The organism is Bacillus sp. MYb56, assembly GCF_002976445.1.
GTDB classification, from domain to species: Bacteria; Bacillota; Bacilli; order Bacillales; family Bacillaceae_G; genus Bacillus_A; species Bacillus_A mycoides.
In genome coordinates, this window is the sequence record NZ_PCOH01000057.1 from 1 (window position 1) to 11,774 (window position 11,774).

An 11,774-nucleotide genomic window follows, 5' to 3' on the forward strand; every position below is an offset into this window, starting at 1 on the left:
AGTAAACTAACAACAGCAATCATCGCAATGCCTCTAAACGACCAAAGCATTTTCAGCATCAAGTATGTAAGTAACGAACCAGCTTTAGGAAAAGATGAAGTATACTATTATGTAAAAGGAAGCATAATCAAACTGAAAATGCCAAGAGTAACGAATGAGGTGATGGTATGAAGAAAAAGAAAGTTAAGGGGATGATTATTATGACGATAGTCGCGTCTTTATTGGGCGGATGTGGTTCATCTAAAACAAAGCTTCAAACAGGAACAAAAATTGAGTATGAAAGATTGGTAAAGGCGTTAGATGAAGGAGATATGAAAACGGTAATGTCTGCGAGTGATGATGGGTATGCGCATGTAGAAGAAGAAAGTATACAATCTGTTATGGAGGAAAAAGAGGATGGTACTTATACTAAAAGACTATATCAATCAACAGATGGAATATACTTTTTGAAAGAAAGAAATATATATGGTACTACAAAGCAAACTACAACAAACTTAATAAATAATGCTAATCAAACGCATAAAGATGATGAATATAAAAAGGATGAAATATATAGTTCGAATTTCATGTATAGAAATGGACAAGTACAAAGCTCAACTCCAAATCTTGATGTTTTACCAGTTAAATTAATTATAGATCGTTTACAAGGAATTGGAAAATTAAAGCCAAAAGATGATAGACAAGGGTTCGATGAACCGAATAGAATTTCGTATAATTTAACAGAGTCGCAATTTCAACAAATTATTAATGATAAATTACATTTGCAATATGACAAATTTGGTACAGCTTCAATTGTTATTTATTTTAACCAGGCTAAAGATTTAAAAGAAAAGCCTATGGAAATAGATGAATTAAAGATATCCGTGGATTATGAGAAAAAAAATGATCAAGGAAAGATATTAACACATATTCAACAAATATTAGTAGGGTTTGATGGTAAGGAAGAAAATACTCAAAATGCACAAACGAAATATTTAGAATATAAAAATCAATTCAATAGTAATAAATAATTAGGAATGGGTTGAGGTTAATTATGGGGCGTTTTAATCTATCTTCCGACGAAGGAAAATTACAATTAGCAGGGAAGGATATTTACGGTTTTAATGGGAGAGAAGGAGAATATGATAGTAAGTCAGCGAAAATAAACCGAGAAAAATTAGAAAGTACATTCAATTGTAGAATCATAGACTTTGAAGATGATCAAATCACTGGATTCGGTGCTTATGCGCTTAAAGATAATGATACAGGTGAAATTACAATAGCATATGTAGGAACGCAGCCAAGTCAAACATACTTTGGTATTGGAGGGATTGACTCTCCAGATGTATGGGCAGATGCGTCAATTGGACTTAATAATTTGTTTAATACAGACGCTCCCACTAGGCAGTACGATATGGGGGTAGATTTTTATGAAAGAGTTAAGAGGAATCATGGACAAAATAGTAATATAACGTTAACTGGACATTCATTGGGTGGAGGAATAGCAAATACAGTTGCATTAAGAAACCAAAAGGATAATATTCCTGTATTAACTTTAAATCCTGCACCTGTATTGGATACGGATGTTGACAAATACGGTGACGGTTCCAATATGAAGAATAACCGCACTATTGTAAATGAAAATGATCCTTTGTACAATGCCATAAAAGTAGCAGATTTTGTTATCCCTGGAAAAGTGTATATGATGCTGAACGGAGAAGGACATTCCTATGTTCCTAAAGGTGAATACTTTGATGGAAATAGCAATTTACGTTTAGACAAACTTAAAGCCGGAAATGATACGGGGCTTGATTGGATTCCAGGTTTTTTAGAGTTGTCAGGGGCATCAGCAAAGTTGTATAAGGGCCTTACTGGGAAAAAAGATATTAGTGCAAAGGAAGAAGCTATAGTAGACATAGTAGTAAATGGTACACCAGTTGGCGCATTACTAGTTGTACTAATGACTGCAGGAGATTTTAGTCATATAGCTGATAAATTAGAAAGTATAAAGTCAACAGCTATAACAGAAGCCATTAAGTTTAGTATGGCAGTTAGCATAGAAATTAAAAGTAAGGTAGATGCAGCAATTGATTTGATTGAAACAAAGTTAGCTACATGTAAAGAGAAAGTGTTAGAAGTATTAAAAGCAGCCTTTAATGCAGCGATAGATGTTTTTGTGGGAGCTCTTATGGTGTATTTGAACCCAGGTGAAATTATGGCAATCGCAAGAGAAGTAGCACCATCTCTTTTGAAAGATATTGTGGATGTGTTTAAAGGTGATTTTGTCATGGATACAAATATTACTGCAGTTGTAGAAAGTCATATAAGAAGCCATCGTCAATCACTTCTTAATCTCTTTATGAACGATAGCAGAAAAGGCATAGATCGTTCATTGCTTGGTGAAATTTCTAAAGATGTGAAGGAGCTAGCAAAAGATTTAAGGCAATTAAATGAGGATGTTTCCTCTGCAGTTACTTCCATGATGGCAAAAGACGAAGAGTTAGGGGCGGTAGCATATTATTAAAGGGTTCTAAAAGTAGTCTGGAAGTTTCGGATATTTATAGAATATATAAGTAAGGAGAAATGTTATGGATTTGCATTTGATTATGAGTAAAGTTCATAGTACATTTTCGGATAACGGCGGGCGAGATCAAATATTGAGTGTAGTGAAACAACTTGAAAATACTGCAGCTTCTTTAACAACAGATATTAGAAATTTAGAGAGCAGTATTGATACACATATGAATGGGAAAACACGAGATGCATTCATGGATCGAATTCGTCAGTTAGAAAGAAAACGGCAAAAAATAGAAGAGAAAATTAATGCATTAAAAGGGACGGTTAATTAATATGAAAGATTATATGGAGAAGGTATTACCATTAGGAAGTGTAGTAAGATTAAGTTCTGATGAAGATGCAGATTATGTTATTACAACAAGAGGGATATTATTGGATGATACAACATTCTATGATTATGGAGGAGTATTATATCCATTAGGCTTGACAGAAGAAACATATAAACTCTTTAATCATTCAGATATTGTACAAGTCCAATTTGAGGGATACCGAAACAAAATTGAAGGCCAATTTGCTTCTAAATTTAAAATGTGGCGTAATGAGTTTGTAGAAAAGGTAATTGAAACAAAGAAAAAAGAGCAGACAGATCAGGTAGTTGAAACGAAGGAATAAAAATTATAAGCCTTCCCCTTTCTATATTTGAACTGTACCCATATAAAATGAAGGGTTTTACAAAAAGGTTCTTGAGAATATAAGGTTAAAAATGGCTTCGGATATTGATCCGAGGTCATTTTTTTGTATTTATGCAATTGAAGAATAACTAGCTAAATTAAATAAGTGCTAAAAATGTAAAACACATCCGACAGTAACGAAATTTTAAAACACTAGATGCTGCAGCCCAGTACGTTTCAAATCGAGAAGAGATGGGCCGAGCTAAGAAATGTATGGAAAAGAAGAGAAAAGAAAAAGTCTAGTTTAACGGCAGCTAGACAAGTGCCTTATGATCGGTACGTGTATTACAGAGATAAGGCCAATGCAAAAGCAGCAGAAGGGAAGTGAGAAAGATGGGGAAAGTTGAGATTATTGATAGCGACTTACAGCAAGCCGTTCAATATTCCAAAGCAATTCAAGAGGCGCTACGTACATCTTATGATAAAAGTAATGATCTAAAAAGTTATGTGAAATCAGCAAAATGGAGCGGCAGCAACTTTAATAGATTCATCTCGTGCAGTAGGCATCTACTTTATCTTGGCTGGGCATCATGAATATATGGACCGAAACAGAGATGCATTGCCAATGAAAATGCGAAGTAAACTAACAACAGCAATCATCGCAATGCCTCTAAACGACCAAAGCATTTTCAACATCAAGTATGTAAGTAACGAACCAGCTTTAGGAAAAGATGAAGTATACTATTATGTAAAAGGAAGCATAATCAAACTGAAAATGCCAAGAGTAACGAATGAGGTGATGGTATGAAGAAAAAGAAAGTTAAGGGGATGATTATTATGACGATAGTTGCGTCTTTATTAGGCGGATGTAGTTTTGGAGAAACGAAAATTGAGTATGAACCATTTGTAAAGGCCTTGGATGAAGGGGATATGACGAAGGTTATGTCTGCGAGTGATGATGGATATGCACATGTGTTTCAAAGAGGTATATATAGTGCGTATGAGGAAAAAGAAGATGGAGAGCACAGTAAAACAATCTATCAAACTACGGAAGGTGTATATAATACGAAAGATAAAAGCTTATATGGAGATACAACACAAGAGATTACTACTGATATAGATAATAGAAAGAAAGAAAGTACAAATAATAATTATAAAGAAGAAACTGTTTATAGTACAAATATTATGTATAAAAATGGGCAGGTACAAAGTGATTCCAATGTTGATGTTTCTTACGTTAACTTAATTGTGGAGCGTTTAAAAGGAATAGGGAAATTGAAGATGAAGCCAGGCGATGATATCAAAAAGTTTGATCAGCCTAATACAGTTGGATACAGCTTAACTGAATCAGAATTTCAGAGTATTATTAATGACAAGCTGAAAATACAATATGATGAATATAGTGGGGCGACAATTGTGCTTCATCTTGACGCCGCAAAAAATCCAAAGCAGATACTGGAATTAAGTATTGATGTAGACTACAAGAAAAAGAACGATGAGGGAAATTTAGTAAAATATGCATTACAGATACACACATACTTTAATAGTCAAAAAGGTAATAATCAAGACGCCAAAAAAGAATATGTAGATTATAAAGCACAGTACAAAAATAATAAATGATCGGGAAGAGAGAAGGGGTAATATGAGTGAGGATGTGAAACCTACTAAAAGTTTAAAAGTACGCTCTGATTGGGGGAAAGTTAATCTATCTTCCGACGAAGGAAAATTACAATTAGCAGGGAAGGATATTTACGGTTTTAATGGGAGAGGAAGTAAACTATTCTGTTAAAGGAAACGTAATTAAACTGAAAATGCCAAGAGTAACGAATGAGGTGATGGTATGAAGAAAAAGAAAGTTAAGGGGATGATTATTATGACGATAGTTGCGTCTTTATTAGGCGGATGTAGTTTTGGAGAAACGAAAATTGAGTATGAACCATTTGTAGAGGCTTTGAATGAAGGAGATATGACGAAGGTTATGTCTGCGAGTGATGATGGGTATGCGAGTGTGACACAAAGAGGTATATATAGTACGTATGAGGAAAAAGAAGATGGAAGACACGTTAAAACAATCCGTCAGACTACGGAAGTTGTATATAATACGAAAGATAAAAGTTTATATGGAGACACAACACAAACAATTGCTACTGATATAGAGAATAAAAAGGAAAAAGGGACAAACGAAAATTATAAAAAAGAAACCGTTTATAGTACAAATATTATGTATAAAAATGGGCAGGTACAAAGCGATTCCAATGTTGATGTTTCTTACGTTAACTTAATTGTGGACCGTTTAAAAGGAATAGGGAAACTAAAGATGAAGCCAGGCAATGATATCAAAAAGTTTGATCAGCCTAATACAGTTGGATATAGCTTAACTGAATCAGAATTTCAAAGTATTATTAATGACAAATTAAAAATACAATATGATGAATATAGTGGGGCGACAATTGTGCTTCATCTTGACGGCGCAAAAAATCCAAAGCAGATACTGGAATTAAGTATTTATGTAGACTACAAGAAAAAGAACGATGAGGGGAATTTATTAAAATATGCGTTACAGATACACACATACTTTAATAGAAAACAAGATAACAATCAAGACGCCAAAAAAGAATATGTAGATTATAAAGCACAGTACAAAAATAATAAATGATCGGGAAGAGAGAAGGGGTAATATGAGTGAGGATGTGAAACCTACTAAAAGTTTAAAAGTACGCTCTGATTGGGGGAAAGTTAATCTATCTTCCGACGAAGGAAAATTACAATTAGCAGGGAAGGATATTTACGGTTTTAATGGGAGAGGAAGTAAACTATTCTGTTAAAGGAAACGTAATTAAACTGAAAATGCCAAGAGTAACGAATGAGGTGATGGTATGAAGAAAAAGAAAGTTAAGGGGATGATTATTATGACGATAGTTGCGTCTTTATTAGGCGGATGTAGTTTTGGAGAAACGAAAATTGAGTATGAACCATTTGTAAAGGCTTTGGAAGAAGGAGATATGACGAAGGTTATGTCTGCAAGTGATGATGGATATGCACATGTGACACAAAGGGGTATATATAGTACGTATGAGGAAAAAGAAGATGGAAGACACGTTAAAAGAATCTATCAAAATACGGAAGGTGTATATAATACGAAGGATAAAAGTTTATATGGAGGTACAACACAAGAATTTACTACTGATATAGAGAATGAAAAGGAAAAAGGGACAAACGAAAATTATAAAGAAGGAACCGTTTATAGTACAAATATTATGTATAAAAATGGGCAAGTACAAAGTAATTCTAATGTTGATGTTTCTTACGTTAACTTAATTGTGGACCGTTTAAAAGGAATAGGGAAACTAAAGATGAAGCCAGGCAATGATATCAAAAAGTTTGATCAGCCTAATACAGTTGGATATAGCTTAACTGAATCAGAATTTCAAAGTATTATTAATGACAAATTAAAAATACAATATGATGAATATAGTGGGGCGACAATTGTGCTTCATCTTGACGGCGCAAAAAATCCAAAGCAGATACTGGAATTAAGTATTTATGTAGACTACAAGAAAAAGAACGATGAGGGGAATTTATTAAAATATGCATTACAGATAACAACATATTTTAATAGAAAACAAGATAACAATAAAGACGCTAAAAAAGAATATATAGATTATAAAGCACAGTATAAAAAATAATAAATAATTAAGAAAGGAGATAACCTAGTATGGAGAATAATGAGAAACAGGAACCAATTGAAAGGTTAAAAGTAGCTACTGATTGGGGAAAATTGAGGCTAGCTGGTAAGGATATATATGATTATCAAGCTGGAGAGATCCGTATAATAATTCAACCGAACAAGATAATACAGATAGATTACAAACGAATTTTAATGCAGAGCTTATATATCATGAAGTAGATGAAAATACAGGATTTGCAGCATATGCTTTTAAAGATAAGACCACAGGAGAAATTGTAATATCATATATGACTATATGGACCGAAACAGAGATGCATTGCCAATGAAAATGCGAAGTAAACTAACAACAGCAATCATCGCAATGCCTCTAAACGACCAAAGCATTTTCAACATCAAGTATGTAAGTAACGAACCAGCTTTAGGAAAAGATGAAGTATATTATTATGTAAAAGGAAACATAATCAAACATGCCAAGAGTAACGAACGAGGTGACAGTATGAAGAAGAAAGTTAAGAGGATGATCATTATGACGATAGTCGCGTCTTTATTAGGCGGATGTAGTTTAGGAGAAACGAAGATTGACTATGAACCATTTGTAAAAGCTTTAGATGAAGGGGATATGAAGAGGGTAATGTCTGCGAGTGATGATGGATATGCACATGTGACACAAAGAGGTATATACAGTATGTACGAGCAAAAAGAAGATGGGGAGCACAGTAAAACAATTCGTCAAACTACAGAAGGTGTATATAATACGAAAGATAAAAGTTTATATGGCGATACAACACAAGAAATTGCTACTGATGTAGATAAAATAAATGAAAAAAAGACAAATAAAAATTATAAAAACGAAACCATTTATAGTACAAGTATTATGTATAAAAATGGGCAGGTACAAAGTGATTCCAATGTTGATGTTTCTTACGTTAACTTAATTGTGGATCGTTTAAAAGGAATAGGAAAATTAAAAATGAAGCCAGGTGATGATACAAAAAAATTTGATCAACCTAAAACAGTTGGATATAGCTTAACTGAATCAGAATTTCAAAATATTATTAATGACAAGCTAAAAATACAATATGATGAATATGGTGGGGCGACAATTGTGCTTCATCTTGACTCCGCAAATGGTCCAATGCAGATGTTGGAAGTAAGTATTGTTATGAATTATAACAAGAAGAATGATGAAGGAAAGTTAATAGAATATCTATCGCAGATACACACATATTTTGAGAGCAAAAAAAGTAATAATCAAGATGCAAAAAAAGAATATGTAGATTATAAAGCACAGTACAAAAATAATAAATAATCGGGAAGGGAGAAGAGGTAATATGATTGAGGATGTGAAACCTACTAAAAGTTTAAAAGTACGCTCTGATTGGGGGAAAGAGGATCTTGCGGTAAAGCAGTACGATCAAGGTGATTTGTGGTTTTGCTGAACCTTGTAAGAGAAGGAAAAGCAAAGCCGATATTGGATGAACAAATGATGAATAGATTAAGAGAAAGTGGCATATAATTTGATCCTATATTACTGCAACAAGTTGATAAAGACGGAAAATATGTTTACAAGAGTATTTGTATTAGTTTTAGCATGTTTAGTAAATAAGGTTAACAATATAGTCTACGGACTTTGTATGATATTACTTCCATTAGTAACATTGGTTATGTCATTATTCCTTTTATTTATTCCAGTAATTCTTCAAATTATTTCTGGTGGATTTGCGTTTCGACCTTTAAAATTAGAATCTAAATAAAATATTTAGCAATTCCAAAATCATGGTAAATATAAAAGGGCTAATATAAATAATATTTTTGAAGGGTGGTATTGTAATTTGAAACGCACTGTAGAATTTGTAATCGGCTTAATCGGAGGAATCTTAGGACTCTTACTTTCTTTATTTATTGTAATTGGTTGTATTTCCTACACAAGTTCTAATACTAGTTCTGGAGGTATTGCAGAATATATTATCATTACTTCTAGCATCGCCTTAATTATTCAAATAGGCCTATTAGTATTAGCTTGTTGTGTTAACAAAATAAATAATATAGCTTATGGTATTTGCATGATTGTATTAAGTATAATTTCATTGTTTTTAGGTTTTTTTATTTTATTCCTTCCAGTGGTTTTACAAATCATTTCAGGTGCATTTGCATTTAGATCTTTAAAACAGGAGACTAATTAAAACAATAACTGACTAATGAATTCAACTAAACTGGACAAGAGAGGTATTTGAGATTTATGGGAGTAGCTTGTAATTTGAACTGCGGACATTGCTCTTACAATCAAAATGTTTTTTTAGGAATTGGATTTAGATATATAAACTTGAGTTCGATTTTAGAATGGTATGAGGAAGAAGAAGGTCGGCAATACATCAGCGAATTTATTAATAACAAGGAAACGTCTTTTGAATGCTACGACGGTCTATATGTTTGTCAGAAGTGTTGTTACCTATTAAATAAAGTACATTTACATATGAAATCAGGAACCCAATCTTACACGAACATTCATACATGTCCTCGATGTAATACTCAAATGCCGTCAAAGCCTTTAATCGATATTAATCAAAGTGAAGTTCTAGATTGTCCAGATTGTGGACAAAAAAAGCTAAAGGTGAGTTTTTATATGGATTGGGACTAGGAAGTTGGTTCTTAAAATTTCCTTACGGGTAAATATAATACTGATACAATGAAACACATTTATCATGGGGAAATTAATAAACGTGGGAGAGCAGTTGGGTATCATCATGAGAGTATGATGGGTGGAAAGATTGTTCCGGGTACAGAGACAAAGCCGGATACAAATGGGGTCTATCGTGCAAAAGTAGAGATTGATGGGGTTAAGAAAAAAGCAACATCAAGTTTCTTTCCAAAAGAATGGGATCGTGTTCAAGTACTAAAAGCTATTGATGAGGCATTTAATACTAAAAAACGCATTGGAGATTATAAATATTCTGGACAAAGTAAATCTGGAGTCATAATTGAAATGTATTTAAATAAGGATGGCTCAATTGCTACCGCATACCCGATTTATAAAGGAGATTAAAAATGAAATATATATATAGTTTTTATAGAGATCATCTTAATATATTAAGGATTAAATTACCAGATGAGGTGAAATTTTTTGCTGATTTTATAGAAGATATTGCTACAGTAAAAGAATTAGATGAGTATATTGAAGACATTGAAAAAGTTTTAAATGGTTCATGTGAGGACTTTGAAATTCAATTAAATGCTACAAGTGTATTAATAAAAAAAGATGAGACAATTGTTGAGCATTTTTTTACAAATGACGAACTTAATGAAAATAAAATGGAGACAGAGCAATTTAAAGAACTTATGTTAATATGGAAATCCAAAATTTCTGAAAGGTTCAAAACGATAGACTGAATCTTATAGAATGGGATGTGTTTTAAGTTATTTCAAATGGAATAAAAATCAAAATGTTGCTTACTACGTGAATATAAAACCTCTGTTTTTCCTTTTTATTTGCGGTGGAAAAAATAGGAGGTTTTTTCAGTGTTGTTGCAAAACTTTTTGCTTAGTCGAGCAAAAGCGGAACTAAGTCCCCACATCAATCATTTATCCAAAACTCCTGGGGCCATAAATCAATCAATTAAGAAAGTTACTACTTATATTGATAGTATTGTCCTAGAATACGAAGGTGTTACCACAAAAGATTACCTTACCAAAAGAAAATATGAAGCTTTAGAAACAGTTTTATCGTACCTAGTACAAGAAGGATATTCCCAAGTAAGGCAAGATCATATCAGCAAAAAATCAGGTATTTCAAAACCTGTCATTAACTACGTGTTAACATGGCTTCAAGATCTGGGAGTATGCCAACAAATTAGAGTGCGAAGACACGGTAAGATTGCCCCTTCAATTTACATTTTAACCATACATAACAACTATTTAAAAATTATTGAATACTTCAAGATAAAATGGGTTGTAGCAATTGATGTATGCTCTACTTTCACTGAATTTCTAAGTAAAAAGCTCTTTAAGAAGACTGTTGTAGCCAATCACGAAGATATAAAGAATGATATACAAGTCTCGTCTAATTCTGTAGATATTTTCAGCGCAAACAAACAAGCAAAATCAAATACGTATTGTGAATTAAAAGAAAAGAATAACAGATTACAAGATTTAGACGACTATCTAAGTGAGGATCAGAGAAAGGCTTATTACTACATTTTAAGTCAAGAACTAAATCACCTTAGTGAAAAGGATGCATACACAATTGCTTTAAGGATGCCACCTTATATCGACCGCTATGCTAGATGGGATTTTGAAGAATGTGTGCAATGGTTCCAATACAATGAAGCTCAAAATAGCAATCCCGCACATTTTATAAAAATGTTTGGACAAAGATCTAAACAAAATTGGGAACGAAGAAATCATAACGCAATAGAAAAGAACTCTCTACATGGTACAAATAAAAAAAGAGAATTTGTTTTCTATAATTTCTTAGAAGAAAATAATTAAATTTAAAAAATCATACTAGTATGTAGCCTTGCTTAAAAATATCAAATATAGCAAGGCTATTTGGCATATCCTCTTATAAAAGATCATAAACTTGTTATTTTTCGACACAAGAAACTTCAAAATACAAATCATTTTATAGAATCTTTTTATGAAGTTCCAGGCAATTTACATATGAGATTAACGGTAATTTATTTCTGGATAATTCGTCATTTACTATTGAATTAATTTTGAAATTTACTAAGAGAAAATCCCGAATAGCTTGTCAGAGTATGTTTAAAGGCATCATAATTTATTCTAATGTTTTTATTGGTTTTACTTTTTAAAACAAGATTTATTTAATATAGCATTCTGAAAATCTTTCTGTTTTGTCTAATTTTAGGTAAGCGCATGTTAAGTCAATATGACGTAGCAAGCTTAGAAATGTATGAAAAAGC

15 protein-coding genes and 3 pseudogenes are annotated in these 11,774 nt (G+C 32.5%); all 18 read left to right on the top strand.

Going from position 1 to position 11,774, the window contains the following annotated elements:
* Positions 1-167: 167 nt before the first annotated feature.
* Entirely contained in the window at positions 168-1,010 is an 843-nt protein-coding gene (locus tag CQ058_RS29140) for a DUF3952 domain-containing protein (protein WP_002193514.1), read from the top strand.
* Between the two features lie 23 nt (positions 1,011-1,033).
* Entirely contained in the window at positions 1,034-2,503 is a 1,470-nt protein-coding gene (locus CQ058_RS29145; protein WP_103458521.1) for a lipase family protein, read from the top strand.
* A 64-nt stretch (positions 2,504-2,567) separates the two neighbouring features.
* Positions 2,568-2,828: a hypothetical protein gene (locus CQ058_RS29150; RefSeq protein ID WP_000363076.1), complete on the top strand. Its 261-nt coding sequence runs from the start codon at positions 2,568-2,570 to the stop codon at positions 2,826-2,828.
* 1 nt (position 2,829) lies between these two features.
* Positions 2,830-3,168: a DUF4176 domain-containing protein gene (locus tag CQ058_RS29155; protein WP_000656386.1), complete on the top strand. Its 339-nt coding sequence runs from the start codon at positions 2,830-2,832 to the stop codon at positions 3,166-3,168.
* Between the two features lie 392 nt (positions 3,169-3,560).
* The gene (locus tag CQ058_RS29160; RefSeq protein ID WP_105590149.1) at positions 3,561-3,761 is read left to right on the top strand and encodes a hypothetical protein; all 201 of its coding nucleotides are present in this window, start codon (positions 3,561-3,563) and stop codon (positions 3,759-3,761) included.
* A pseudogene (locus tag CQ058_RS32540) lies at positions 3,697-3,975 on the top strand (hypothetical protein); the annotation flags it as partial. The gene CQ058_RS29160 and the pseudogene CQ058_RS32540, both read left to right, overlap by 65 nt.
* The gene (locus tag CQ058_RS29170) at positions 3,972-4,787 is read left to right on the top strand and encodes a DUF3952 domain-containing protein (RefSeq protein WP_105590151.1); all 816 of its coding nucleotides are present in this window, start codon (positions 3,972-3,974) and stop codon (positions 4,785-4,787) included. The pseudogene CQ058_RS32540 and the gene CQ058_RS29170, both read left to right, overlap by 4 nt.
* Before the next feature lie 22 nt (positions 4,788-4,809).
* Positions 4,810-4,956 (top strand): hypothetical protein, encoded by a 147-nt coding sequence (locus CQ058_RS32030; RefSeq protein ID WP_165690469.1) that lies wholly within the window; start codon positions 4,810-4,812, stop codon positions 4,954-4,956.
* A gap of 51 nt (positions 4,957-5,007) precedes the next feature.
* The gene (locus tag CQ058_RS29175; RefSeq protein WP_105590152.1) at positions 5,008-5,823 is read left to right on the top strand and encodes a DUF3952 domain-containing protein; all 816 of its coding nucleotides are present in this window, start codon (positions 5,008-5,010) and stop codon (positions 5,821-5,823) included.
* Between the two features lie 22 nt (positions 5,824-5,845).
* Positions 5,846-5,992 carry a hypothetical protein gene (locus CQ058_RS32035; RefSeq protein WP_165690469.1) on the top strand — a complete coding sequence of 49 codons (147 nt, stop codon included), beginning with the start codon at positions 5,846-5,848 and terminating at the stop codon, positions 5,990-5,992.
* Between the two features lie 51 nt (positions 5,993-6,043).
* A complete protein-coding gene (locus CQ058_RS29180; protein WP_105590153.1) occupies positions 6,044-6,853 on the top strand; it encodes a DUF3952 domain-containing protein in 810 nt (269 codons plus the stop codon).
* Between the two features lie 29 nt (positions 6,854-6,882).
* A pseudogene (locus CQ058_RS29185) lies at positions 6,883-7,145 on the top strand (lipase); the annotation flags it as partial.
* 206 nt (positions 7,146-7,351) lie between these two features.
* Positions 7,352-8,164 carry a DUF3952 domain-containing protein gene (locus CQ058_RS29190; protein ID WP_105590156.1) on the top strand — a complete coding sequence of 271 codons (813 nt, stop codon included), beginning with the start codon at positions 7,352-7,354 and terminating at the stop codon, positions 8,162-8,164.
* Positions 8,165-8,354: 190 nt separating this feature from the next.
* Positions 8,355-8,609: pseudogene (locus CQ058_RS29195) on the top strand (hypothetical protein); the annotation flags it as partial.
* Positions 8,610-8,687: 78 nt separating this feature from the next.
* On the top strand, positions 8,688-9,038 hold the full coding sequence (locus CQ058_RS29200; RefSeq protein ID WP_105590154.1) for a DUF4064 domain-containing protein: 351 nt from the start codon (positions 8,688-8,690) through the stop codon (positions 9,036-9,038).
* 503 nt (positions 9,039-9,541) lie between these two features.
* Positions 9,542-9,898, top strand: coding sequence for an EndoU domain-containing protein (locus CQ058_RS29210; RefSeq protein WP_002193416.1), 357 nt, complete (start codon positions 9,542-9,544; stop codon positions 9,896-9,898).
* A 2-nt stretch (positions 9,899-9,900) separates the two neighbouring features.
* Positions 9,901-10,242 carry a hypothetical protein gene (locus CQ058_RS29215; protein WP_002193417.1) on the top strand — a complete coding sequence of 114 codons (342 nt, stop codon included), beginning with the start codon at positions 9,901-9,903 and terminating at the stop codon, positions 10,240-10,242.
* A 129-nt stretch (positions 10,243-10,371) separates the two neighbouring features.
* On the top strand, positions 10,372-11,340 hold the full coding sequence (locus CQ058_RS29220) for a hypothetical protein (protein WP_002193418.1): 969 nt from the start codon (positions 10,372-10,374) through the stop codon (positions 11,338-11,340).
* The last annotated feature ends 434 nt before the right edge of the window (positions 11,341-11,774 follow it).